The organism is Sorangium sp. So ce363 (assembly GCF_051520435.1).
Taxonomy (GTDB): Bacteria; Myxococcota_A; Polyangia; order Polyangiales; family Polyangiaceae; genus Sorangium; species Sorangium cellulosum_B.
In genome coordinates this window covers 4,570,564-4,594,291 of record NZ_CP150333.1, presented here as the reverse complement: position 1 = coordinate 4,594,291, position 23,728 = coordinate 4,570,564, and the positions used below count along the sequence as shown (strand labels likewise).

Below are 23,728 nucleotides of genomic sequence, written 5' to 3'. Positions count from 1 at the left end.
CAAGGGTCCACAACAAGGAACTGAGAGGTCATCGTGCGCTCTTATGCAGCAGGGATTGTCACTTTCGTTGGATTGATCGCGATCGGGTGCGGCTCGGACGAGCCCAATCCCAGCCCGGCGGGATCTAGCACCTCGTCCGGACCAACCTCGGGAAGCTCCTCAAGTCAGGGCGGATCCGGAGGTGGAACCGGCGGCGACGGCGGCGACGGCGGCGGCGACGGCGGCTCCGGGGGCACGGGTGGCTCTCCGAACGCCGGCGGCGGTGGGGCGGGCGGCGACGGCGATGCGGCCTTCGAGGTGACGACCTACCAGAACCCCGTTCTGCCCGGTGATCACCCGGACATGAACATCTACCGGGAAGGCGACGACTTCTACCTGGTCGGGTCGAATTTCCACATGATGCCCGCCTTCGAGATCCTGCACTCGACGGATCTCCTCCACTGGGAGCGCATGAACCGGGTGGTCCACTCCACCGCTCCCGCGCTGGAGGCGCAGCTCGGCCCGGGCCAGGGCACCTGGGGCGGCTTCATCGTCAAGGCCGGCGATGTGTACCGGGTCTATTACTCCATCGGGGCCACCCAGCATTTCTCCTCGGCGCCGAGCCTCGAGGGCCCGTGGTCAGAGCCCACCAAGGTCGACATCTTCCCCTACACGCCGCCCGGCAGCGAGACCTCGTACGAACGAGGGACCGGCTCCGACAACTCGGTGTTCGTCGATCCCGACAGCGGCAAGACGTACATGATCATCAAGAACGGCCTGTGCAAATGGGACGCGGATCACCCCAACGACTTCGGCATCAACCTGGTCACGGAGATCGATCCCGACACCGGGATGCTGCTGCCCGAGTCGAGCATCGACATGAGCTTCATCAACTGGGACCAGGAGACCGGCGGCTGCGGCGACTTCACGAATCCTGACTGGAGCAAGTGGGCCGAGGGGCCGACGATGGCCAAGCGCGGCGAGTGGTACTACTACTTCGTCTCGACGCACACGGCCTGCGGCGGCCAGCTGCACGCCTGGGCGTCGAAGAAGCTGGTCGGCAGCACCCCCGAGGACTGGACGTGGCTCGGCTATGTCCTTACCGGCGAGGAGCCGTACGCCGGCGTCCAGCACACCACGTCGCCGATCGCGCTGGAGGACGGCTCGTGGTGGGCCTTTGCCCACTCGTACGACTGCAGCAACGTGGGAACCGACGACACCAAGACCTCGAAGAACGGCGACTGGCAGGGGCTTGGCCGCGAGGGGCTGCTGCTGGAGGTGACCTGGGTCGACCAAGAGGTGAACGGGAAGACGATCCCGGTCCCGCGATACCCGACCAAGAAGGGCGATCTGTCCGCGCCCAAGCTGCCGCAGAGCGGCGTGCCCTTCCTGCTGCCCGTGAACGACGATTTCTCGTCGGCCACGATCAACTCCGCGTGGACCACCTACGGCGCGTCGGAGGACAAGTACTCGGTGGCGGATCGCCCGGGGTGGCTGCGGATCACGCCGGGTGCCGGAGGGACCGCGTGGGTCGTTCAGAAGGACACGCTGCACTCGAGCAGCATGATCGCGAAGGTCGAGTTCACGCCCGCGGCCGACGGGGACGCGGCCGGCATCCGCGTGGGCAACGGCTACTGGCAGGACGAGCAGGTGCTTTCCTGCCCGACGTGGATGAACGACAGCGAGAAGTTCAGGCTCCCCGCCATCATGGACGTCTCGGTGGCGCGGGTCATGGAGGGCGAGGAAGACAGGATTCGCTTCTCCTTCCGGTCGCGCTCGGTGCAGGCCCCGGCCGAGGCGGGGGCTGCGTACACCGAGCTTGCCGAGCCGGTCGTAGTGGGCGCGTCGGTCCCCGCCCCCTCCGGGAAAGCGGTCTGGCTGAAGCTGGTCCGCTCCGAGCACAAGGCTACGGGCTGGTTCAGCACGGATGGAGTCGAATGGACCCAGGTAGGCCCCGAGATCGACGTCTCCACGCTCGACGGGTTCTATGCCATGGCTCACACCTGGATTGGCAACCAGGCCGGCATGTTCGCGACCAATAGCCGTGCCTACTTCGACCTGTTCACCTATCGTGACGGATTCACCCCGATCCCGGCCGCGGAGGCGGACCAGCAGTCCGGCGCCCACGTCGTGTCGAGCACGTCGGCGGGACCGGTGCTCGGTGATCTGGAGAACGGCGATTGGGCCATGTTCGGGAGCGTCGACCTCGGCAGCGGGGGTGTACAGTCGAAGGCGATCGCGCTGGAGGCCTCGAGCGCCGGGGACGGCGGCACCGTGGAGGTCTGGATCGATCCGCTGGCAGGCGGCTCGATGATCGGCACCTGCGCCCTCCCCGGTACCGACGGCTGGGAGAAGTGGACGACGACGACGTGCAACGTGGCGCCCACGTCGGGCACGCACGAGGTCTACTTGAAGGTGAAGGGCGGCCAGGGCGAGCTCGTGCGCCTCGCATCGCTGCGTTTCGTGCCCACCAACTGACCTGCCCGCCACGGGTGGCAAAGCCGCCGGCGGAAGTACGTCGCGTTCGAGCCCAGCCCCGACAGCTTCCCCATGGCCGCGGAGGGCAAGGCCGCGCCGCTCGTCGTGAGCTCGAGCGATCACCCGGGCGTCATCCGGGTTGTGAACGATCTCAAGGCCGATATCGGCCGGGTCACCCAGATCGAACCGCAGGTCTCGCTCGACGAGATCCCGGCCACCTCCCCATCGACAACGGCGGCAACATCGATCTGATGCAGCGGATCGTGAAGACGCAGCGGGAGATCCTGGGCCAGGTCACGGGCAAGGACGTCACCACCATCCCGCAGGTCTGGACGCTCTACAAGGAGGTCCAGGCCTTCTGGGACGACGGCATGCGGGCGCCGGACGACGTGATCATCAACTGGTGCGACGACAACTGGGGCAACATGCGCGAGCTGCCCGATCTGTCCGCGCAGCCGCGGTCCGGCGGGTACGGCCTCTACTACCACTTCGACTACGTGGGCGGCGGCCGGAACTACAAGTGGGTGGACACCAACCTCCTCCCCAACATCCGGGAGCAGCTCCACCTGTCGTACCGCTATGGCGTCGATCGGCTCTGGATGGTGAACGTGGGCGACATGAAGAACGAGGAGCACCCGCTCGAGTTCTTCCTGGACTACGCGTGGAACCCCGAGCGGTGGCCGATCGAGCGGCTCCCCGTGTGGGAGCGGAAGTGGGCGGCGCAGCAGTTCGGGCCGGAGCACGCGGCCGAGATCGCCGAGGTCCTGACCATGTACTCGAGGCTCCAGTCGCGCCGGAAGCCCGAGCTGCTCAACCGGCTCATCACCGTCAGGGCCGGCGCCAACATCGCCCAGGACCCGAACAACGCCATCGTCTATTCCGACGGCAGCCCGTTCAGCCTGACCAATTACAGCGAGGCGGAGCGGGTCGTCGCGGCGTGGCAGGCGCTCGCGGCCGAGGCGGAGCGCCTCAACCAGGAGCTGCCAGAGGAGTTCCGGGACGCCTACTACCAGCTCGTGCTCTATCAGGTGAAGGCCAGCGCCAACCTGTACGAGCTCCGCCTGGCCGGGTTCAAGAGCATCCTCTACGCCGCTCAGGGGCGCGCCGCGACCGGCGACATGGCCGCGGCCGCCGAGGCTCGGCTCGCCGACGACAAGGCGATGTCGCGCTACTACAACGAGACGCTGGCCGGCGGGAAGTGGAAGGGCTTCCAGACGCAGCCCAAGATCGGCTACGGCGGGAACTATCCGGACTCGGGCTGGCAGCAGCCGGAGAGGAACAACACCGTCCTGGAGGACTTCATCTGGCCGTCGCTCAAGCAGATCAACGTGCCGAGCAACGCGAGCATGGGCGTGGCGATCGACGGGTCCGACAAGTACTGGCCCGCAGAGCGGACGGCCGCGGTGCTGCCCGAGTTCAGCCCGTTCCAGACCCACCCGACGCAGTACATCGAGGTCTTCAGCAGGCCTTCGACTACCAGATCGCGGCGTCCGTGCCGTGGGTGAAGATCACGCCGAACAACGGCAAGATCGAGAAGGAGGTGCGCGCCCTCGTGAGCGTCGACTGGAGCGCTGCGCCCGAGGGGACGACGGAGGTGCCCATCACCGTGACGGGCCCGAGCGGCGGCAGCGTGGTCGTGCAAGCCATTGTCAAGAATCCGGCCGTGGACCTCGCAGCGCTCGAAGGGTTCGTGGAGAGCAACGGTTACGTATCCATCGAGGCCGAGCACTTCACCCGCGCCGTGAGCGCCGATCCGATCTCCTGGCAGCTCATCCCGCACATCGGCCGGACGGAATCGGGCATGACGCCCTTCCCGGTCACCGCGGCCAGGCAGACGCCCGGCGGAGAGAGCCCGCGCCTCGAGTACAAGATGAACCTCTTCACGAGCGGGAAGGTGACGGTCTGGGCCTACCTGTCGCCGAGGAACAACGTGCGGCACTCCGACGGCCTGAAGTACGCCGTGTCGATCGACGACGGGCAGCCGCAGATCGTCAACACCACCACCGCGCTCAACGGCATTCCCATGAACAAGTCCTGGGAGAGGAACACGTCCGACAACGTGAACCTCACGTCGACCACGCACACCATCGCTCAGCCGGGCGAGCACGTGCTGAAGTTCTGGATGGTCGACCCGACCGTGGTGGTGCAGAAGCTCGTGGTGGACACGGGCGGGCTCAAGCCGAGCTACCTGGGACCGCCGGAGAGCTACCGCGCGACGCGGTAGGCGCGCGCGGCCCCACCCTTCCCCGCATAGGCGTTCACGAACCTTCACGCCGCGTTCTCCTACCTCCGAACGTTTACGTGGTCGTGGTCGTGAACGTGGTCGTGGTCGTGGTCGTCAACGGCAGGCCGTGAACGACCACGACCACGTTCACGACCACGACCACGTTCACGACCACAGGTTGGGCCCAGTTCAACCTGGGTCGGGCTGACGGCATTCTTGCCACGCTGAGGCACTCCGCGACGTCCGCGACGTTCGAGCACGGCTCGACAGCGCGCTGGGCTGCGCTCGTGTCGCGAGCGTCGAGCCGCAGGCTTGGCATACGGCTTGCGACCCTTGCGATCGCGAGCCGAGGCCGACACGATCGAGGCCGCTCAACCCACCATGACCAATCGCTTCGACAGTCTGATCGCGCGCCTGCGCAGCGCATGGAAGCGGACCAAGCAGCCCACCGCCCCGCGCGCCTACCGCTGCCAGTGCGAAAGGCCGGTGTTCTTCCGCAACAGCGAATGCCTGGCCTGCAAGACGCCGCTCGGCTACGAGCCCGAGCGCGCCCAGGTCCTGCCGCTCAAGGCCGGCCCGTCCGAGGGCACCTGGCAGATCTGGCACGACACGGCGGACGCGCCGCAGCTCTACAGGCGCTGCGGCAACTTCGACCTGGCGTCGGGCTGCAACTGGCTGATCCCGGCGGCGGCGGAGGCGCCCGCGCTCTGCGCCGCGTGCCGGCTCAACCGCACCATTCCAGATCTCTCCGTCGCCGAGCACCAGGCGCACTGGCGCCTGCTCGAGACGGCCAAACGACGGCTCGTGTCGCAGCTCCTGGCGCTGAACCTGCCGGTGAAGTCCAAGATCGGCGAGGATCCGGAGCGCGGCCTCTGCTTCGACTTCCTCGCCTCGCCGCCCGACGGGCCCAGGGTGATGACGGGCCACGCCGACGGCGTGATCACGCTGAACATCGAGGAGGCGGACGACGCCACGCGCGAGCGCACCCGCGCCGCGATGCGCGAGCCCTACCGCACGCTGCTCGGGCATTTCCGGCACGAGGTCGGCCATTATTACTGGGACCTCCTGGTGCGCGACACCGGGTGGCTGGCGCCGTTCCGGGAGCTGTTCGGCGACGAGCAGCAGGACTACGCCGCCGCGCTGAAGGCCAACTACGAGCAGGGGCCGCCGGCCGACTGGCCGCAACGCTTCGTCAGCGCCTACGCCAGCATGCACCCGTGGGAAGACTGGGCCGAGACCTGGGCCCACTATCTCCACATGGTCGACACGGTCGATACGGCGCTCAGCTTCGGCATCGACGCCGACGAGGTGGAGCTCGACGTCGAGCCATGGGGCGCGGACGCGCTGTGGCGTCCGGACGACCGAGGGGCCGAGACCTTCCTGGGCTTCTTGAACGCCTGGGTGGAGCTGACGGCCGTGCTCAACGAGATGTCGCGCAGCATGGGCCAGCATGACTTCTACCCGTTCGTGCTGCCGCGCCCCGCCGTGGCGAAGCTGCAGTTCATCCACCTCGTGGTGAACGGGGCCTCGCCGGCGGCGCGCTAGCCGGCGGAGCACTCACGGCAGGGCGCTCGCCCGCGCCTACCGCCCGTACAGGCGCTGGAGCTGCTTCACGAACTCCGGCTTGAACACGCCGTCCACGCGGATCGAGTACCGGAAGAACGGGTCCGGCTCGACGCCGTGGTAATCCATGTCGTTGAACCAGTAGATGGGCGCGCGGACGACCGTGCGCTCCTCCCCTGCCCTGTCGCAGACATAGAACCGCTTGTCGCCGCGCGGGTCGAACGAGATGGACTGCGCCGCGCCGATCGCGCTCCCCGGCTCGGTATCCCGGTGCGCGGGCGCGTGATCGTTCGCCTCGAGGCCGAAGATCACGCACCGCCCGATCTCGACGAACGGCAGGCCCCGGATGAACTCGACCGTCCGGGGGAACATCGCCTTGGCCTCCGCCGAAAAGTCCTTGCCGGAGCCCGAGTGCTTGTCTTCCCAGCGATCGTTCTCGAGCAGATGATAGCAGACCTTCCAGGGGAAATAGACGCCGTAGCGGTACTTCAGGTACAGCATCTGCGCCCGCGTGAGCGGGTGATCCGTCTCGTCTCCGAACGTGTACTCGCGCCGCCGGTCGGGATCGAAGGCGGACGGGTCGTCGCCGAGCGCAATGAAGTCGCAGAACTCGTCGCGCGAGAAGCCCCCGATGACCTCCCCGTAATCCACGTACGGGTCGTCGTGCACCCAGGGCGCGACCACGCCCATCCATTTCAGGCTGCCGCCGGTGTACGAGGGCTCGACGCGGCAGAGGCCGCGCACGATCTCGCGATCGAGCTCGGGGAAGCACGCCGCGTCGATCAGCGGCGACAGGTCGATGTACGGGCGGCCCCACAGGCCGCAGAGCTTGCTCATGCCGTCCTCGCTCCGAGCGGTACCCGCGCGCGACCATGCCGTCAAACCTGCGGGCGCCTTCCTCCACCAGGGCGTAGGTCGACGGGGCGTGGCCCGGCGCGCGGCTCCCGCGCTGCTGGCGCGCGCAGATGGCGCGGTCCTCCCGGTTCACGGCGTCCCAGGAGGCGCACTCGTGGCCCGGATCGAAGCCTGGCGTGAACGCCGCAGGGTGGAAGTACGTGCCGGCGATCACGAGCGTCCGGTCGGGCGCACGCGTGACCCAGCCGGCGGGCAGGCCACGGTCGCGAACACGTTGCCGATCCACCGCCGCGACGGCATGGACGCGCAGCGCGGGCGGGAGGCCGCGCGCTCGGGCGTGGAGCGCTCGGGACCGAACGCACATCGGGGCCTCCCAGAAGGGATGAGCCGCGGCGCAGACACCGAATTCGACTCTCGCCCGAATTGTTCAATCCACCAACATGAACGTGACGTCTCGCATCGAGGCATAGGCGAGTATGCCTATACATCGAGTCAGCCGGCTTGGGTACGACGTCGTGGCAGTCACCTGCATCGGGCGAACGCGGCCCACAAGGTGCATGGATGAATTGTCAACACAAGGCAATGAGTGGCTTTCGCCGCTTGAAACCTCGGCGCCAAGCGGACACTGGAGAAATAAAATGAGGTCGACACGTTCCTACGTTGCTACGAAACTGAGCGTTCTCGGTCTCCTGAGCATCGGCATCTGGGCCTGTGGTGAGGCCAATGACGGTGGTACGTCCTCGACCGGCGGAGGCGGCCCCGACGGGACCACCACCAGCAGCGCGGAGACCACGGTCGGCACGGGCGACATGGCCACCAGCGGTGCCGGAGGCGCAGCAGCCGGGAGCACCGCGAGCAGCAGCAGCAGCAGCAGCAGCAGCAGCAATGCAAGCACCGCGCAGGCCAGCAGCTCGGCCAGCGGAGGAGAAACGGTCGGCACGGGCGGTGAACCGGGCGAGTGCGTCAAGGGCCAGACCAAGGGAAATCAGGTCGCGGTCATCGGAGAATCGTTCATCGCCGCGACTCACGGCATCACGCAGCAGATCGAAAAGCAGGCCAAGGCCAACGGCTCCCTCGCCGAGAACGACCGCTATATCGACAACTCGGTCAGCGGCACGACGCTGGCCAACGATCAGATCCCCAGCCAGTACCGCAAAGCCGCGGAGAACGGCATGATCAAGTACGTGCTGATGGATGGCGGCGGGAACGACTGCTTGCTGAGAGGGGACGGCGACGCGGCCCTCGCGGCGGCGGAGTCGCTGTTCGAGACCATGGAGAAGGACAACGTCGAGAAGGTGGTCTATTTCTTCTATCCAGACCCCATCGGCAACCAGTTCGCGTCCCTCAAGACCTGCCTCGATACGCTCCGACCGAAGATGAAGGCATTGTGCGACGGGCTCACGGCGCCGAAGTGCTACTGGCTGGACCTTCGTCCGACCTGGAACGGACACAACGAGTATACGCAAGACGGAATCCACCCCACCTCTGCCGGTAGCATCGCCACCGGAGATGCAGTCTGGGAAGTGATGAAGACGAGCTGCGTCGCGCAGTAACGAGAGATCGATCTACGGGCGACCCCACCGGCCGCAGCGCTTGCTCATGCCGTCCCCGCGCGGAGCGCCGAGAGGTACCTGCGCGCGACCATGCCGTCGAAGGCGTGGACGCCGTCTTCCACCATGGCGTAGGTCGACGGCGTGTAGCCGGGCGCGCGGATCCCGCGCTGCTGCCGCTCGCAGATGGCGCGGTCTTCCCGGTTCACCGCGTCCCAGAAGGTGAACACGTCGCCCGGATCGAAGCCTTTCGTGAACGCCGCGGGGTGGAAGTACGTGTCGGCGATCACGAGCGTCCGGTCGGGCGCGCGCGGGGCGAGCCGGTATGTGAGCAGGTAGTCGGGCTGGAGGCTCGTGAGCAGGCCCGGGAAGAGCATGGCGTCGCGCACGCGCCGCCGCTCCGCCTCGGGGACGATGAGCGGCCGCGCGCCTGGCGCCGCGCTCGTCGAGACGGTGTCGGCGCCGGGCGCGAGGTCCATGACGCCGCCGAGCCACGGGCCCCCCCGACCCCAGGACACGGCGTCGTCGCACGGGGTCAGCCGCTCCAGCGCGGGGTGCACGCGCGGGAAATGGTGAGACTCCTGGAAGTTCTCCGCGCAGAGCTTCCAGTTCGCGGCGACCTCGTACTCCACCCGCCTGCCCCGCCGGAGCGAGCGCAGCCCGGGGCGCGAGAGCCAGGGCGGCGCCTCGCCGATCGCGCTCTCGAGCGGCGGCGCGCCGGGATCGAGCGTCACGAAGAGGAAGCCGAAGAGGGCGCCGGCGCGCGCCGGGAGGAGCCCGTGCGCGCCGCGGTCGAAGCCGGGCGGCGCGTGGGGCGCGGCGCGCAGCGCGCCGGAGAGCTCGTAGGTCCAGCCGTGGTACGGGCACTCGAGGTGCGCGAGGCGGCCGCACGGGCCGTCGAGCAGCGTCGCCGCCCGGTGGCGGCAGACGTTGTGGAACGCGCGGATCTCCAGATCGGCGCCGCGGAGGACGACGACGCCCGCCGGCGTGAGGGGGGCGAGCAGCCACTCTCCTGGGCGGGCGATCTCGTCCTCGCGGCCGACGCAGAGCCAGGAGCGCCCGAAGATCTCGGCCTGCTCGAAGGCAAAGACGTCCTCGTCCCAGTACACGCGCGCGGGCAGCGGCCGGGCGCTGGGGAGCGGCGCCAGCACCGCGTCGAGATCGGCGGGGGTGAGAGGGAGCTTCGGCAAGGCGGGCGATGCTACCAGAACGAGGGCGCGGATCGCGCCGCCCGGGATCGGCTCAGGGGGCCGGCTGCGGATCAGCACCCGAGGATGCTGGCGTTGCCGCACGAGTAATAACACTCGTCGCAGTTCACGCATGTGTCGTAGTCGAGATAGAGCCGCGCCCCATCCGGATGTCTGTCCATGCACGCGGTGAAGCAGGCGTCGTCCCCGTCCTCGCAGGTCACGGCGCACTGAGCGAACAGGATGCAGTCGTCGTTGAGGGTGCACGTATCGAGCTCATCGGCGCAGCTCCCCTGGACCGCGCATCCGATGCACCCGCTCGTGTCGCTGCCGCACTCGTCGAGGTCGTCGCAGGCCAGGGTGGCGTTGCAATCGGCGAGGTCCGTGCCCTCCTCGCAGAGACCGGTGCCTTCGGGCTCGTCGCACTCGCCGTTGTTCGTGGAAGCGCACGGCGCGCCTACCGCGCAGTCCGCGACGTCCGTGCCCTCCGCGCAGAGCCCGGTGCCCTCGGGCTCGTCGCAGACGCCGTCCTGCACGCGGTCGCACGGCGCGAGCTTGCAGTCGTCGACGTCCGTGCCCGCCGGACACCGGCCCGTGCCCTGGGGCTCGTCGCAGGTGCCGTTGCCGGTCAAGGGACAGGAAGAGAGGCAGTCGGCGGGGTCGGTCCCGGCCGGGCATTTGCCGGTGCCCTGGGGCTCGTCGCAGATGCCATCACCCGCGCTGGGACAGTGGCCCGTGGGATCGAGACAGCCCTGGAGGGCCGCCGCATGGACGTTGCAGACCTCCGCCAGGTGATGACCGTCCACGCACCGGCCCTCCAGCCGGACACAGTCGATGTACGCCGTGTGCTCTTCCTTGCAGCGCTCCTCGGCTCGCTTGGCGATGGCTTCCTCCTCGGCCTCGCACAGGCCCTCTTTGTCGCCAGAGCAGTCCTCGCAGGCGCAGCGGGCCTCGCAGACCGTCCCGTAGACCGGCTGCTCGGTCTTGCCACCATCGCTCCCCGAGCTGGCGCAGGCCGCGAATAGACCGGCGATCGCTGCTGTGATCATCACGTGTCGGACACGCATGGGGTCTCCTCATCCTCTGGCTGAAATGAGAGGTCGTCCGCGGAGGCGCAGGGCGCCGACGCGACGCGGCAAGGGCAAGACGACATGGCTGGCACTCGAAGCACCAGGGCACCCTTCACCTGCGCACACCGCGCTCGACCGCCTTTTGTCTCGGCTATGACTGGAAAAATTCAACCCAAAGAAAACGGCTACCTATACCAGCTCCGACAGCGGCCGGTCAATCATCGCGAGGCGACGCTCGGGTCGACAGCGGGCGGGGCAGCGGCCGCCGCTGCGCTCGTGGCGACAGGGGCGGAATGGCCAAAGCTTCACGGAACTCAGGAGGTGCGCTCGATGCGCTCGGGTTTGCCAACGAGCTGAGGAGCGGACGCCCGAAACCTCACGGACATCGGGAGGTGCGCTCCGGCTCGGGAAGGTGCTGAGGAGAAGAGAAACGCTCAGGTCGGCAAGGACGGCTCGCCGGACGGGTGGAACGGGTGAAAACGAGTGGAGAAGAGAGCGTCGCGACCTCCAAAACGCGCTCCACCAACGTGGAGCGGACGCGACAATCGCGCGCGCTCGGCCGTCGAAAAGCTGCTTCGTTCGTGGTTGGCCCGGGGCGAGGATGAACGTGGACGAGGTAGGACGCGGACAGCGCGGGCGCCCTCCGCCCGAAAGCGCCGTGAGGGAGTAAAGAGGCGTTGGCATCCGCGCCGTTTCGACAGAAGATGCGTGCGCGCGTATCGCGCTGCGGCTCCTCGCCTCCGACGGCCGGCGCCGCGTCACTGGACCCCTACCGGCTGGAGAACAGCGGATGAAGATGCGATCTTTGGTGTGTCTCTTCGTTCTTGGACTGATGACGACGGCGTGCGGCGATGACGACGCGACGGTCATCGGGACTGGGGGCGGCGGGGGTGCGGGCAGCGGCACCGGCGGCGAAGGCGCCACCTCGGCCAGCAGCACGACAGGAAACGGCGGCGGCGACACGGGCGGCGGCGGCACCGGCGGCACCGGCGGCGGCGACACGGGCGGCGGCGGTGCGGGCGGCACCGGCGGCACCGGCGGCACCGGCGGCGGCGACACGGGCGGCGGCGGTGCGGGCGGCACCGGCGGCACCGGCGGCGGCGACACGGGCGGCGGCGGTGCGGGCGGCACCGGCGGCACCGGCGGCGGCGACACGGGCGGCGGCGGTGCGGGCGGCGGCACCACCTCGAGCTCGGCCTCATCGAGCAGCGCCTCTTCGACCTCGGCCGCGGCCACCACCGGCGCTGGCGGCGACGGCGGCGGCAGCGCCTCGTCGACCTCGGCCGTGGCCACCACGGGCGCTGGCGGCGACGGCGGCGGCAGCGCCTCGTCGACCTCGGCCGTGGCCACCACGGGCGCTGGCGGCGACGGCGGCGGCAGCGTCACCTCCACGACCTCGGTCACCACGGGCGCTGGCGGCGACGGCGGCGGCAGCGTCACCTCCACGACCTCGGTCGCCACCGGCGTCGGCGGCGGCGGCGTCACCTCCACGACGGCGGTCACCACCACCGGCGCCGGCGGCGGCGAGCTCGGTGGCCCTGGCGCTGCCTGCGCCAGCGATGCGATGTGCGCGAGCGACATCTGCCTCGAGGAGAGCGAGAGTGGCTTGCCTTCCGGCTACTGTACCGCCGGCTGTGCGTCGGACGACGACTGTGGCGACGGCATCTGCATCTCGGTGGACGATACACTCGCCATCTGCATGGCCGCGTGCGCGACATCGGCGGACTGCCGCAGCGGCTATACGTGCGACGACGGGGTCTGCTGGATGGGCTGCACCAGCGATGATCAGTGCACGGAGGTGGGCTCGTGCCACGAGGCGTCGGGCGGCTGCTACCTCCCGGACGGCAGCGCTTGCGAGACGGACGCCCAGTGCGGTGGCTACCTCTGCGCCACCGAGGCCGTGGACGGCTATCCGGGCGGCTTCTGCACGGGTCTCTGCGAGGATGACAGCGACTGCGACGGCGGCACCTGCATCGCCGCAGGCTACTGCCTCGTCGAGTGCGACACGGACGCCGACTGCCGCGACGGCTATCGGTGCGACGAGGGGCTCTGCGCTCCGGCCTGCACCAGCGACGCTCAGTGCACGGGCGAGGGTGCAACCTGCGTTGTGGAGGTGGGTCGCTGCGCCCCGCCGCCCGGCGAGGGCGCCGACGGTGACCCTTGCACGGCGGACACCGACTGCGCCGGCCTCTACTGCGTCCCCGAGTCGTCGGACTGGCCCGGCGGCTACTGCACGGGCTACTGTGACGCATCGAGTCCCTGCGCCGGCGGCGGGGTCTGCGCATCGGACGACACCTGCAACAGCGCGTGCGAGACGGACACCGACTGCCGCGAGGGCTATATGTGCACGCCGGAGGGCTGCCTCCCGGCGCCCCCAGCGCCGGCCGATAGCGCCGACGGCGACGCTTGCACCGCCGACAGCGAGTGCATCAGCGGCATGTGCTACGACGGCTGGCCTGGCGGTTCCTGCACGGGCGACTGCGAGACGGACGCCGACTGCGCCGAGGGCGGCATCTGCGCCGCAGTGGACAACACCTGCAACCACGCGTGCGAGACGGACGCCGACTGCCGCGAGGGCTATGAGTGCATGGCGGAGAACGGCTGCGTCCCGCAATGATGACCCGATGACCGGCAGGCTCGCAGGCTGGTCCGTACGACCTGACGACGGACCCCTGCGGCTCCCCTGAAGCGATGAACCTCCGCGTCGCCGTGAGGCGACGACGAGGCCTCTCCCACGAAGCGCGGCGCGGCTGCTCCACCACTCCTGGCGCAGCCGGCGCGCGCCCCCTCCCCGCTCCACCAGCTCTCCACGAGGCGCCGCTCGGCGCTCAGCCCTTCCCGTGCCCGCGCGAGCGGCGGCGCAGGCCCGCGAGCGCGACCAGCGCGAGCGCTGCCGCTGCCCCGGGGCCCTGGCCGGCGGCGATCCGGCAGCCGCAGCCGCCGGCGCTCCCGGGCGCGACCCCGCCCGAGCTGGCCGCTGCCTCGGCGCTGCCCGTCGCCGCCGCGCTCCCGCTCGATACGGCCGTGGCGCCGCTCCCCCCCTCGCCTTCGCTCGCGGCGCCGCCCGCCGCCGCCGTGCTCCCGCTCGATACGGCCGTGGCGCCACCTCCGGTCGCGCCGCCTCCCGTGGCGCCCCCTCCCGCTGCGGCCGCGCTCCCGGCGCTGCTCGCCGACGACGCGGTCGACGAGCCCTCCTCGCGGACCAGCGCGATGTACGCCTCGGCGAAGCGGTCGCCGAGGAGCTGGTACGCGGCGGAGTCGAAGTGATACGCGTCGTCGGGCGATCGCGCGGTGAAGTCGTCCGTGTCGACCCATGCGACCCGCGGGTCCTCCTCGGCCACGGTCACCTGCGCCGCGCGCACGGCGTCGATGTTCGCCTCCTTGCCGGCGGCGATGGGCCCGCCGTTCGCGGGATAGAGGTTGTCGCTGACCCTGCCGAGCACGACCGGGAGCCCGGGGACGCCGAGGTCCGCGCGGATCGCCGCGATGAAGCCGCGCAGCGTGTCGCCGTAGGAGAACGCGGCCGACCACCCCGCCTCGTTCTCGCCCTGCATCCAGACGAGCGCGGCGATCTCGTACGGGTGCCCCTCCGACTCGATCCTCGCCAGGGCGCCGTCGAGCCGCGTCACCTCCTCGGGATAACGGAGGGCGCGGTCGCCCTCGTACGTCGCGGAGTCCAGCCTGCCGAGGAGCGCGTGGTAGAGCTGCGATTTGTAGAGCACCTCGGGATCCGGCGCGAGGCCGCGCCCCCAGTGATCGACGAGGTTGGTGCCCCCCTGCGCCATCTTCACGATCGCGATCCGGTCCTCCGGGTACGCCGCGGCGATCGCGCGGCCGAACGTGATCTCGGGCCCGTAGCGGCGGGCTTCGCCCTTCGGCTCGAGCGGCCCCCAGTCGGCGCTCGTCGCCGCGGCGTACGGCCCTCCCTCGCGCGCGTCGGGGTTGTAGTGGTCGTACCAGACGTCCGGCTGGCTCTGGAGCTCGACCGGGAGCTGGCGGCCCACGCCGTAGCCGACCATGTTCGACTGGCCCGCGAGGACGAACACCTTCACCGGCTGCGCGATCGCGGGAGCGGAGAGGGACAGCGCGAAAGCCGCCAGGGCGATGCAAGACCGCTTCATGGCGCTGTGTATCCCCCGCGCGCGGTGGACCGTCAACGCGGCGGGATCGCGATCGACCGGAGGGAGCGCGCGGCGCCTCGGCGCCGAGCTGATCGAGGAGCGCGCGCGGAGAGACCACGACGCACGAGGATGGGAGCCTCGTTTGTCACGCGCTCACCTCGCGTCCTCGGGGCGCGTATCGGGCGCTTGTGTGCCTGACAGGCGCGCGGTCCCGTCGAGCTCGCCTCGCGATCACGTCGCTTCGGGCGTCGACTGGTAGGCCGCGCTCGACGCCGCGTAGACCCCGTTGGTCGCATACGAGTAGCGGTGCGGCCGGACGTGGTGCTCCGAGTGGCGCGCGCACCAGAGCGCTGCGCCGCCCGTCTCTTGCCGGTGCCTCACGCACTCCGGGCAGGGCGGCTCGATCTCGGGGACCCGGCCGGCGGTCGCGTGATCCTTCGGCCGGACGATCCACACCGGGCAGCGCGCGAGCCGGGAGACGCGCTCGGCGACCGAGCCGAGGAGCAGCCGCTCGAGCCCGCGGTACCCGTGCGAGCCGACGACCACGAGGTCGGCGTCCAGGTCGGCGGCGAGCTGGGCGATGTTCTCGGCCGCATCTCCGCGGCGGAAGTGGACGACGACGCGCTTCAGCCGCCCCCCGTCGAGCTTGTTGCCCATGGCGCTCACGCGCTCGCTCGCGCGCTGCTGGAGCTGCTGGAGCGCCACGTCGGGCTTGGTGGCCACCATGGGCGCCCGCGAGAGCCCGATGCCGACCCAGCTCTCGGGCTCGACGTAGACCCCGTGCACCTCGGCGTTCTCGCGACAGCAAGCGGACTCGAGCGCCTGATCAAGCGCACGGTTGCTCGGCTCCGAGAAGTCGATCCCGACGACGACGATGAACCGATTCGTTGCGTTTGCGCTCGACATGACAGCCTCCTCAGCCTCCATGCGAGGCCCCGACCAGCAGTCGCCTCGCTCTGCCCATCTGCCCATCTGCCCCTCTGCCCCTCTGCCCAACACTCAGCACGCCGCATGCCAGGCGTTCCGGGGGCCGGAGAGGAGGGTTTCGCGCGCGCTGGCTCCCTCGCGCGAGCGGGGCTCTTCCCGCGACCTGGACGCTTTGCGCGAGCCGAGAGCGAGCTCCTCTCGCCGCGAGCGCTGGGGGCGGGCGCCTCGCGAGGCAGCCCGCAGCCGTTTGCGCCGCGGCGCAAACGGCGCGCGGGGGCGCAGACGCGACCGCGGCGTACCAGGGCCGCCGCCGCACGCCGGGGATCTCGCGGGCGTGGCACGAACGGTGCTCATCCCACAGCGCACCTCGAGCGAAGGACGCAGAGGCGAACGGGAGACGACGATGACAACCCCTGGACCTACCGGCGGAGAGCACCAGCTCCGGCACCACACGATCCGCAGCGCGCACATCGTTGGAGACGACGGCGAGGAATCGGTCGTGGCGACCGTCTACTGTCCGTTGCGGGAGCGCTCGATGGCGGCGCGAGAGTGCGAGTCGTGCAGTCGCTTCCATGCGCTGCACTTCGACAAGAGCTCGCGCACGACGTCGGTCGTCTGCCATGCCAGCCACGCGGCGCCGGGCACGGAGGAAGCGGCTCCGCTGCGCGGCGTGGGCGTCGACGTGGCCGTGAATCCGGAGGCGCCGCTCGCCGAGATCATGACCAAGAACGTCATCTGCATCCGATCGGAGGTCTCCCTCGACGACATCACGGCCCTGCTCGTCCGCCACGAGATCAGCGGGATGCCGGTCGTGGACGCGGCGGGCAGGCCGGTCGGCATGGTGTCGCGGGCCGACGTGCTCCGTGCGGCAGAGGAGCGCGGCGACACCGAGGAGTCGCGTCAGGTGGCCTCGCGGTCGGGCGAGGTCGCGCCGCTCGAGATGAGTCAGGGCTTCCATGTCTACGAGCCCGTCAGGGTCACCGCGCGCGACGTGATGACGCCCGTCGTGGTGCAGCTGCACGAGAGCGCCAGCATCCGGCAGGCCGCGTCGCTCATGGCCTACGAGGGCGTGCACCGGCTGCCGGTCGTCTCGGACGACGGCAAGGTCGTCGGCATCCTGTCGTCGCTCGACGTGCTGCGGTGGTTCGGGCGGTGCTGCGGGTACCTGATCCCGCCGGCGCGCAAGCGGGCCTGAGGGGGAGCGCCTGTCTCCAGGACAGGCATTCAGGGCCTCTCCACGAGCCTCCGCGCCAGAAACCTAAGCTCCAGCTCCTTGGGCAGGCACGGCTGAAATTTCGACAGCGGCTCTCGAGCGCACGAGGCATGCTCGTCAGCCATCTCCCTCTCCGCCCGGGCGCGGGCCCCCGAGATCGAGCACGATGTCCTCCGGGCCCTTCACCACCCCCGCCGCCGCGGCTTCCTCGGCCGTCATCTCCGCAGTGCGCGGAGCCGGGCTTGATCGTGGGTCGAACTACAGAACTGCCTGCGGTGTGAGGCACCTCCCTGCGCGGGCAAGGCTCGATCACGGCGCGCGGCGGAGCGCTCCGCGCTGCCATACGTACCGGCCACGGGAGCTGCAGATACGCCGGTAGTCGGCACGCATGCGCTGCCTCGAGGCGATGTTCCCGTCGGTGGCGCCCGGAAGGGGCTTGTTCGATGCGATCCACGGGTGATCGCACGCGGAGGTCGCCCCCGCCGCATCCTCGAACTGGATCGCGTCCCCGTCGACGCGGACGTCGAGCGCCACCCGGCAGGGGATCGGGGCGCCCGGCACGCAGTCGTCGAGGATCGCGCCGGTGGGCACGTCGAGCACAGCCCGGAGCGCGCCGCCTCGCGACGCATAGAGGACCGTGTGCGTCACGGCGGGCGTCCCCTCGGATTCCGGCTCGCGTGCGCGCGAGCACACCATGAGATCGACCTCAGGAAGGCTGAGCGCCTCGTGGCATGAGCACACGTTGAGGCGCTGAGGCGGGCTCGTCGCGAGCCTCGACCAGCACGACGCGTCGGGGCGCCACGTGACACCGCGGGCAGCCAGCCAGGCATCCTGGTCGAACGGCCTGCCAGCGGGCGCGCGCGGGCCAGTGGCCGACCCCGGGGAGGGCAATACCGCTCCTGCGTCGGCGGCCGACGGCGGCGATCCCACCCGCGGAGCCCCGGCGGTACCTGAGCCGACAGGCTGGAGACCGTTCAGCTCCCCCCCGCCCGCCAAGGCGCTCCCGGCAGGCGCTGCCGCCGCTGGCGCGCTCGCCGTACTTGTCGAGGAAGCCAGCACGCCGGTCGAGGCGTCGCCTTGGGGCAGGCGCTCTCGGTGACACCCAGGCGATCCGGCCGCGAGGGCCGCCGCGAGCGAAGCGGGGACGAGCGACCGGACGGGGCGCCTCAAAACAGGGAGTCCTGCAGGAACTGTTGAAGAAAGGTCAGGGCGAAGGGACCGGGGAGGGCAACATGGCCGCCGAAGACCGCGAATTGATGCCAGAAGCCGGGTGCCTCGCGCACTTCGGGGTGGTGGGCGGTCACGTGGTCCCAGAGCGGGTTGCTGCCGGCCTGATAGGCCTTCTGGTCCGGAGGCGTCGCCGTGACCCGCGATACAGGGCCGCCGGCGAGCTTCTCGATGCTGACCCGGATCCCCTCGTTCGCCGCGAGCTGGAAGCCGCCGCTCATCCGCAGCACCGTGTCGCTCCGCGCGTTGAACCACTGGATCGCGGCGCCCGCGTTGGCCGGCGTGCCCCGCGCGTCGAGCGCGTACACCTCGGAGACCCGTTGCTTGTTGCTGGCGAGGGCGGCCCACATGGACAGCCCGCCGGCGCTGTAGCCCATGATGCCGAGGCGGCCGAGGTGGATCCCGCCGCGGCTCCTCGCGAGTCGCTGCTCGGCCCAGAGCAGCCGGAGCGCGCCGCCGGCGAGGGCGGGGAGCGACGGGCCGGTCGCGGCGCCGAAGTCGGATCCGCTCGGCCAGGGGTGAAGGAGGACCACGGGTTTCTGGCTCCGGGCGAGCGCGTCCTCGAAGCCGGCGCGCAGCCACGCATAAGGGCTGTTGCCCTCGCCGGGGTCCGGGAGGAACTGGTCGCGCTTCCAGATACCAGCCGTCGGATCGTCCACCGGCTTGAGCAGATACCGGTTGAGCCCGAACATCGAGTGACTGGCCTCGTCGACCCGCGAGTAAGCGTAGTTCTCGGGCCGGAAGAACACGAGGCAGCCGACCCCGGGCGCCGGCGGCGCGGCGCATGCGGCCGGGACGGAGGCAAACCAGAGGAGCGGCTTGCCGCCGGTGTAGCCGAGGGCGACGAGCGCGGGGTCGCCAGGCCGGTGATCGACGACGTACTCGGACGCGTACGCGGCGTACGCCATCCAGAACGGCGTGACGTTCACGAACTCCGTCCGGATCTGCGCCAGCGCGGCGCCGTGCACGTTGGCCATCACCTTCGTGTCGACGAGCGGGTGGCTCTTGACGTAGGCCGGGATGCTCGCCGCCTCGAGCATCGTTCCCCCGGCGACGACGTCGTAGGGCTGCTCGACCTGGAGCACGGGGTGGCTCATCGCGCCCGCGCGTCCGACCGCGCCGAACGACGCCGTGAACGTGGCCTTCAGGACGACCCGCGCCGTCCCGTCGGGGATGTCGAACTCGCGCACGCCCGCGGACCTTGACGCGAGCGGCAGCGGCGCGCCGCCGGCCTCGAGGCGCACGTCGGCGCCCGACTCGGGCAGGAGCGCGTGCCCCGCGTTCGGCCAGGTGACCCTGAGCTTCAGCATCAGACCTGCTTCGTCTCCTGGAACATGGGGTCCACCTTCCCCTCGAGGGCCAGCTCGACCATCGTCGACCGGTAGACGAGCTCCTCGACGAACGGCGGCGGCGCGTCGAGGCCCGGCGCGGGCAGGTCGAGCGGGATGCTCTCGAGGAAGCGCCATACCGGGTCCAGCCGCTGCTGGAACAGCGCCTCGTGGAGCGCGTCGACCGCCGCGCGGAGCCACTCGGGCGGCGCCGGCGCGGCGGGCGCCGGCGCGTCCGGCGCGGGCGCGGGGCTGGCCGGCAGCGCGACCCACGCCGGGACCGCCTCGGGCGGCATCACGAGCGTGTCGCCGGGGAAGATCACGTCGGGGGAGCGCCCTGCGTAGCGCTCCTGGTTGAGCGCCCAGATCTCCCGCCAGCGGGCGCCGTCCCCGAGGTAGCGGGCCGCGATCCGCACCAGCGTGTCGCCGCTCTGGACCACGTACACGTCGGGTGCGATCCACAGCCCGGTGTCGATCGGCGGCGGGGCGATCGGCGGCGGCGGCGCTGGCAGAGGCTCCGGTGCGACGACCTGGAGGACGGCCTGAGCGCCCGCCGCGGCGGAGTGGAGCGCGAGCATCGCGCGCTCCTCGGCGAGGGTGAGCTGCCATGGCCCCGCGTCGTCGACCAGGGACAGCGCGGGCCACGGGGATGCCTGGGTGACGTGGACGAGGTCGGTCCGCGTCACGAGCAGGAGCGTCTGGGGCTCGGCGTCGGGGAGGATCACGGCGTCGCCGATGCGGCTCGGGACGCGTACGTGCCACGTGTCCCCCTGGGGCAGCGGCGCTGTCCGGCGCGGGCCCCGTTCCCGGCCGGCGAGCGCCCTGGCGAGCTCACCGGCGTCGGCGATCGCGGCGCTCCCCCAGCCCGCCGGCACGCCGTCGACGCGCGCGCGCCCGCCGGCGTCGGTCGGGCGCACGACCTCCCCAGCGGGCGTGCTCACCCGCAGGCTCACGCCGGCGATCGGGGTCTCGAGCTCGTCGAGCAGGACGATCTCGTAGAACGAGAGCCCCGTCTCCGACTCGCGAGGCCGCGACGCCGCCGGCGCCTCGTGAGGCGCGCGGGCTCCTGGGCCTCGCGGCGCGGCGGACGCCGAGACGCGGAGATCGCGAAACGCGACGAGCTCTCCGTGCTTCAGCGCCTGGCGCACCCGGGCGGCGACCCGATCGCGGACCGCGCGCTGGTCCTGCTGGTGCAGGCTGGACCGGCCGCTGAGGGTGAGCTCGCAGTAGATCTCTTGGAGGATGGGGAGGTCCTCGCTCCGCCGGGCGTCGATGGCGGACGCCGCAAACAGGGGCGGGAGGAGCTCAAGGTTTAGCCCGGATGGATCGGCGGGCGCGTGGTTCGCGCGCACGAGGTAGATTCGCCGGCCGAAGTCCGAGACCGGCCATCTCCAGAGCCACGAATGCATCATCTCGGGGGCGACCAGGTGATCGGCATCGATTCTATCGAGCGGTCAGGGAATACGACGAGCCTCAACGAGCCGGGACGGCGGCGCTCCAGCGGGCTGGTTTGCCGCATGAATCTGCGCCGCAAAAGCTTCCGCGGACGGCCAGGCTTCGGACTGGCGTTCGAGCTTGGGATAGCTCGTCTGCTCGTCCACGGGAGGTCCGTTGAGGAAAAAGTAGATCCAGGTCTCGATCTCCCTCTTCGGCACCAGCACGGCCACGGCTTCATCCGAGGTGCGCGGCGCGACCGCTTGCGCCTGCAGCTCCTGCTCGAGCGTCGCATGGCGCTCCTGGACGGTCAGCCGGTCCGCGTCCACGTGGACGACGAGCACCGCCTTCGTGCGGGATGCGCGGGCGCGATGCCTGCCCAGCTCGTCGGCGTACCGCTCCCGGACGTGCTGCTCGCCGGAGCCGCGGCCCTCGGCCGGATACGGGATCACGCGAATGCGATGTGCGTCGTAGTTCAGGGCGATAAGCATCCGGCGCACGAAGACCCAGGCCTGCAGGTCCTCGCAGAGCACGACGGCCTGCACGCCCTCAGGCATCGTCTTCCCACCCGCGGGCGACGGTCTCGGCGGGATCCAGGCCGGTCGCGGGCTGGAACCGCTCGACGCGCGTGGGCCCCGTGCCATCCCGGAAGAACCTCCAGCCGAAGTCCACGGCCAGAAGGTTGAGCACCTCCGGGTGATGGCTGATGATCCAGACCTGCGGGCCGCTCTTTCCTAGGGCGAGGTCGGTCATCTCGGTGAGCCACGGCTGGATCTCGCGCAGCGACACGTAGTTGTCGGGCTCGTCGATCAGGAGCGTCTTGCCGGGCCCCGCTACCGCGTACCGCAGGACGTAGAGCGCGATGAGCGCCCGCTGCCCGTCGGAGAGCTCGTCGAACCGGAAGCTCTCGCTCGCGGTGTCGTCCCCGAACCGCGCATGGAGGTAGCCGAGCCGCTCATGGAGCTCCAGGAAGCCGGGCAGCACCCTGCCGAGCGCGATCGTCGCCTTGAACATCGAGCCCGGCTTGGCGGTCAGGTAACGCAGGTACCACGCCCCGAAGTTCAAAAGGTCGAACGCGAGCCACTCTGCCGCCGGCGTCTCCACGTGCGCGCGCATTGCGCGGGGATCCGGGCGCAGGAGCCACAGCTCGAACACCCATTGCTTGAACCAGGTGAGCAGGCGATTGTCGTCGCCGGGCTCGATGGCGCCGACCCCGGAGCGCGTGCCCTTCGCCTTGAGTCGCGGCCCTGCGGCGCCCTCGTCGCCGAACAGCCGCAGCTCCCCATCGGCGAACTCCACGAGCGGCCTGTCGTCGTAGCGCAGGGTCTCCGACCCGACGCGGTTCTTCCCCGGCTCACGCTCGTGGTGCTCGACGACCAGCCGGTAGCGGTACGTGCCGCCGTTGCCGCGGATGTCGAGCTCGACCGTCTGCTGTGGGCGCTGATCCCAGCGCGTGCGGCTCGTCCCCGGGAACGCCTCGACCGACGACGCTTCGCCCAGCAAGAACGCCTGGAGTCCCCGGAGGACGTCGAGCAGGGCCGTCTTCCCGGCGCCGTTCGCGCCGAGCAGGATCGCGAGCGGGCCGGGGCGCCACTCGAAGTTCACGAAGGTCCGGATGTTGTCGAGGTAGATCCGCTCGATCACGCTCCCGCGCCCTCCCCTCCACCGGCGCCATCCGTTGTATACGCCACGGTGCGAGGCCGCTTCTTCTTTTCGACGAGGCGCCCGGCCTCGACGAGGGCGTCCACGGTCTTCTTGAGGGCGCTCGCGGAGAGGCCGAGCTGCTGGCCGAGGTCGGCGGCGGCGACGCCGGCGCCCTCGTCGCGCGCGCGGACCGCCTCGACGAAGGCGTCGAGCGCCGCCTCGTCGGCGGAGGCGCCGCGGGCGGGGCGCCCTGCCCTTGCGGGGGCGCGGGGCTCGACGGCCGGGGCACGCTCGGGGGCGGGCTTGCGGCCGCGCGCGCCGGGGCGGCCGGCGGCGCGGGCCGGGCGGCGGTAGGCGCGGGCCTCGTCGAGGGAGACCTCGAGGCGGCGGGCCTGCTCGGCCAGGTAGGCCTCGAAGGCGGAGGCGGTCTCGCCGTCCTCGTCGTGCCACTGCCGCACCCAGGGGAGCAGGTCGGCCATGGTCTGGAGCAGCGGGAGGAGCCTCTCGCGCGCGGCCGTGTCGAGGAGGAGGCCTTCGTCGGTCGCCGCGGCGGCGCCGAGCGCCTCCTCGCGATCGAGGCGGGTGGCGCGGGCCGCGAACAGCCCTTCGACCATCCTGGCCGGGGGCCGCTCGAACCCGGCCCCCCACGGGTCATCGTCGTACCAGCCCGAGAGGCTGAACACCGGCCCGGGCGCGAAGGCCGCCAGGTAGAGCATCGCGAGGTTGCGCAGCACGAGATCGCAGCGAACCACTGGCGGCAAGTCGCCGCCGTACGCTCGCCACGCCGCGTCGGCGTCGGCGTCCAGCACCCGATGCTCGTTCTCCCGGTCGATCAGCCGCGCCGTGGAGAGCGCGGCGCGATAGAAACACATGGCCTGGTCCTGCGTCGGTGCGGTGTCTTTCATCGATGCCTGGGAGAGGGAGGAGA

At 70.6% G+C, this 23,728-nt stretch carries 20 protein-coding genes and 1 pseudogene; 8 read left to right on the top strand and 13 right to left on the bottom strand.

Translation table 11 applies throughout. From position 1 onward, the window contains the following. Positions 1 to 33: 33 nt before the first annotated feature. From WMF12_RS17470 to WMF12_RS17455, 4 genes are all read left to right on the top strand, one after another. Positions 34 to 2,457 (top strand): family 43 glycosylhydrolase, encoded by a 2,424-nt coding sequence (locus tag WMF12_RS17470; RefSeq protein WP_437872666.1) that lies wholly within the window; start codon positions 34 to 36, stop codon positions 2,455 to 2,457. A gap of 72 nt (positions 2,458 to 2,529) precedes the next feature. Beyond that, a complete protein-coding gene (locus WMF12_RS17465; protein WP_437872665.1) occupies positions 2,530 to 2,709 on the top strand; it encodes a hypothetical protein in 180 nt (59 codons plus the stop codon). Continuing rightward, positions 2,709 to 3,962: a glycosyl hydrolase 115 family protein gene (locus WMF12_RS17460; protein ID WP_437872664.1), complete on the top strand. Its 1,254-nt coding sequence runs from the start codon at positions 2,709 to 2,711 to the stop codon at positions 3,960 to 3,962. The genes WMF12_RS17465 and WMF12_RS17460 overlap by 1 nt, the downstream gene beginning before the upstream one ends. Next, a complete protein-coding gene (locus WMF12_RS17455; protein ID WP_437872663.1) occupies positions 3,950 to 4,681 on the top strand; it encodes a hypothetical protein in 732 nt (243 codons plus the stop codon). Before WMF12_RS17460 ends, WMF12_RS17455 begins: the two co-directional genes overlap by 13 nt. 73 nt (positions 4,682 to 4,754) lie before the next feature. Here the strand turns inward: WMF12_RS17455 and WMF12_RS17450 are convergent, their stop codons facing one another. Further along, on the bottom strand, positions 4,755 to 4,895 hold the full coding sequence (locus tag WMF12_RS17450; RefSeq protein ID WP_437872662.1) for a hypothetical protein: 141 nt from the start codon (positions 4,893 to 4,895) through the stop codon (positions 4,755 to 4,757). Positions 4,896 to 5,062: 167 nt separating this feature from the next. Between WMF12_RS17450 and WMF12_RS17445 the strand changes: the two genes are divergently transcribed. Further along, positions 5,063 to 6,226: a zinc-binding metallopeptidase family protein gene (locus WMF12_RS17445; protein ID WP_437872661.1), complete on the top strand. Its 1,164-nt coding sequence runs from the start codon at positions 5,063 to 5,065 to the stop codon at positions 6,224 to 6,226. Between the two features lie 36 nt (positions 6,227 to 6,262). Here WMF12_RS17445 and WMF12_RS17440 read toward each other — a convergent pair whose 3' ends face one another. Together WMF12_RS17440 and WMF12_RS17435 are read right to left on the bottom strand one after the other, a co-directional pair. Then, entirely contained in the window at positions 6,263 to 7,081 is an 819-nt protein-coding gene (locus tag WMF12_RS17440; RefSeq protein ID WP_437746772.1) for a hypothetical protein, read from the bottom strand. Positions 7,082 to 7,166: 85 nt separating this feature from the next. Continuing rightward, a pseudogene (locus WMF12_RS17435) lies at positions 7,167 to 7,463 on the bottom strand (SRPBCC family protein); the annotation flags it as partial. Positions 7,464 to 7,656: 193 nt separating this feature from the next. On the opposite strand from WMF12_RS17435, the gene WMF12_RS17430 reads away from it, so the two are divergent. After that, the gene (locus WMF12_RS17430) at positions 7,657 to 8,652 is read left to right on the top strand and encodes an SGNH/GDSL hydrolase family protein (protein WP_437872660.1); all 996 of its coding nucleotides are present in this window, start codon (positions 7,657 to 7,659) and stop codon (positions 8,650 to 8,652) included. Between the two features lie 44 nt (positions 8,653 to 8,696). Here WMF12_RS17430 and WMF12_RS17425 read toward each other — a convergent pair whose 3' ends face one another. Next, positions 8,697 to 9,839, bottom strand: coding sequence for an aromatic ring-hydroxylating oxygenase subunit alpha (locus WMF12_RS17425; protein WP_437872659.1), 1,143 nt, complete (start codon positions 9,837 to 9,839; stop codon positions 8,697 to 8,699). A 71-nt stretch (positions 9,840 to 9,910) separates the two neighbouring features. Next, positions 9,911 to 10,903: a latent transforming growth factor beta-binding protein gene (locus tag WMF12_RS17420; RefSeq protein ID WP_437872658.1), complete on the bottom strand. Its 993-nt coding sequence runs from the start codon at positions 10,901 to 10,903 to the stop codon at positions 9,911 to 9,913. 793 nt (positions 10,904 to 11,696) lie between these two features. On the opposite strand from WMF12_RS17420, the gene WMF12_RS17415 reads away from it, so the two are divergent. Continuing rightward, a complete protein-coding gene (locus WMF12_RS17415; protein ID WP_437872656.1) occupies positions 11,697 to 13,523 on the top strand; it encodes a hypothetical protein in 1,827 nt (608 codons plus the stop codon). Positions 13,524 to 13,734: 211 nt separating this feature from the next. On the opposite strand, the gene WMF12_RS17410 is transcribed toward WMF12_RS17415, so the two are convergent. Beyond that, entirely contained in the window at positions 13,735 to 15,027 is a 1,293-nt protein-coding gene (locus WMF12_RS17410; RefSeq protein ID WP_437872655.1) for a sialate O-acetylesterase, read from the bottom strand. Positions 15,028 to 15,258: 231 nt separating this feature from the next. Continuing rightward, positions 15,259 to 15,933 (bottom strand): universal stress protein, encoded by a 675-nt coding sequence (locus WMF12_RS17405; RefSeq protein ID WP_437872654.1) that lies wholly within the window; start codon positions 15,931 to 15,933, stop codon positions 15,259 to 15,261. A gap of 424 nt (positions 15,934 to 16,357) precedes the next feature. Between WMF12_RS17405 and WMF12_RS17400 the strand changes: the two genes are divergently transcribed. After that, the gene (locus WMF12_RS17400; protein WP_437872653.1) at positions 16,358 to 17,149 is read left to right on the top strand and encodes a CBS domain-containing protein; all 792 of its coding nucleotides are present in this window, start codon (positions 16,358 to 16,360) and stop codon (positions 17,147 to 17,149) included. A gap of 327 nt (positions 17,150 to 17,476) precedes the next feature. On the opposite strand, the gene WMF12_RS17395 is transcribed toward WMF12_RS17400, so the two are convergent. The 6 genes from WMF12_RS17395 to WMF12_RS17370 all read right to left on the bottom strand — a co-directional run bounded on the left by WMF12_RS17395 (position 17,477) and on the right by WMF12_RS17370 (position 23,705). Continuing rightward, positions 17,477 to 17,815 carry a hypothetical protein gene (locus WMF12_RS17395; protein ID WP_437872652.1) on the bottom strand — a complete coding sequence of 113 codons (339 nt, stop codon included), beginning with the start codon at positions 17,813 to 17,815 and terminating at the stop codon, positions 17,477 to 17,479. Between the two features lie 518 nt (positions 17,816 to 18,333). Then, complete coding sequence (locus tag WMF12_RS17390; protein WP_437872650.1) at positions 18,334 to 19,704, bottom strand: hypothetical protein; 1,371 nt, start codon at positions 19,702 to 19,704, stop codon at positions 18,334 to 18,336. After that, positions 19,704 to 21,134, bottom strand: a complete 1,431-nt coding sequence (locus WMF12_RS17385; protein ID WP_437872649.1) for a LysM peptidoglycan-binding domain-containing protein — start codon at positions 21,132 to 21,134, stop codon at positions 19,704 to 19,706. The genes WMF12_RS17390 and WMF12_RS17385 overlap by 1 nt, the downstream gene beginning before the upstream one ends. A gap of 42 nt (positions 21,135 to 21,176) precedes the next feature. Continuing rightward, the gene (locus tag WMF12_RS17380; protein ID WP_437872648.1) at positions 21,177 to 21,713 is read right to left on the bottom strand and encodes a hypothetical protein; all 537 of its coding nucleotides are present in this window, start codon (positions 21,711 to 21,713) and stop codon (positions 21,177 to 21,179) included. Continuing rightward, on the bottom strand, positions 21,706 to 22,800 hold the full coding sequence (locus WMF12_RS17375) for an AAA family ATPase (protein WP_437872647.1): 1,095 nt from the start codon (positions 22,798 to 22,800) through the stop codon (positions 21,706 to 21,708). The genes WMF12_RS17380 and WMF12_RS17375 overlap by 8 nt, the downstream gene beginning before the upstream one ends. Next, on the bottom strand, positions 22,797 to 23,705 hold the full coding sequence (locus WMF12_RS17370) for a hypothetical protein (protein WP_437872646.1): 909 nt from the start codon (positions 23,703 to 23,705) through the stop codon (positions 22,797 to 22,799). The genes WMF12_RS17375 and WMF12_RS17370 overlap by 4 nt, the downstream gene beginning before the upstream one ends. Positions 23,706 to 23,728 lie beyond the last annotated feature (23 nt).

What these genes read in the sequence shown, in the direction of transcription:
- WMF12_RS17430 (WP_437872660.1), top strand. Translation starts at nt 7,657, where the DNA reads ATGGATGAATTGTCAACACAAGGCAATGAGTGGCTTTCGCCGCTTGAA.
- WMF12_RS17465 (WP_437872665.1), top strand. Translation starts at nt 2,530, where the DNA reads ATGGCCGCGGAGGGCAAGGCCGCGCCGCTCGTCGTGAGCTCGAGCGAT.
- WMF12_RS17385 (WP_437872649.1), bottom strand. Translation starts at nt 21,134, where the DNA reads ATGATGCATTCGTGGCTCTGGAGATGGCCGGTCTCGGACTTCGGCCGG.
- WMF12_RS17450 (WP_437872662.1), bottom strand. Translation starts at nt 4,895, where the DNA reads ATGCCGTCAGCCCGACCCAGGTTGAACTGGGCCCAACCTGTGGTCGTG.
- WMF12_RS17380 (WP_437872648.1), bottom strand. Translation starts at nt 21,713, where the DNA reads ATGCCTGAGGGCGTGCAGGCCGTCGTGCTCTGCGAGGACCTGCAGGCC.
- WMF12_RS17405 (WP_437872654.1), bottom strand. Translation starts at nt 15,933, where the DNA reads ATGTCGAGCGCAAACGCAACGAATCGGTTCATCGTCGTCGTCGGGATC.
- WMF12_RS17460 (WP_437872664.1), top strand. Translation starts at nt 2,709, where the DNA reads ATGCAGCGGATCGTGAAGACGCAGCGGGAGATCCTGGGCCAGGTCACG.
- WMF12_RS17445 (WP_437872661.1), top strand. Translation starts at nt 5,063, where the DNA reads ATGACCAATCGCTTCGACAGTCTGATCGCGCGCCTGCGCAGCGCATGG.
- WMF12_RS17440 (WP_437746772.1), bottom strand. Translation starts at nt 7,081, where the DNA reads ATGAGCAAGCTCTGCGGCCTGTGGGGCCGCCCGTACATCGACCTGTCG.
- WMF12_RS17420 (WP_437872658.1), bottom strand. Translation starts at nt 10,903, where the DNA reads ATGCGTGTCCGACACGTGATGATCACAGCAGCGATCGCCGGTCTATTC.
- WMF12_RS17400 (WP_437872653.1), top strand. Translation starts at nt 16,358, where the DNA reads ATGACAACCCCTGGACCTACCGGCGGAGAGCACCAGCTCCGGCACCAC.
- WMF12_RS17370 (WP_437872646.1), bottom strand. Translation starts at nt 23,705, where the DNA reads ATGAAAGACACCGCACCGACGCAGGACCAGGCCATGTGTTTCTATCGC.
- WMF12_RS17415 (WP_437872656.1), top strand. Translation starts at nt 11,697, where the DNA reads ATGAAGATGCGATCTTTGGTGTGTCTCTTCGTTCTTGGACTGATGACG.
- WMF12_RS17410 (WP_437872655.1), bottom strand. Translation starts at nt 15,027, where the DNA reads ATGAAGCGGTCTTGCATCGCCCTGGCGGCTTTCGCGCTGTCCCTCTCC.
- WMF12_RS17390 (WP_437872650.1), bottom strand. Translation starts at nt 19,704, where the DNA reads ATGCTGAAGCTCAGGGTCACCTGGCCGAACGCGGGGCACGCGCTCCTG.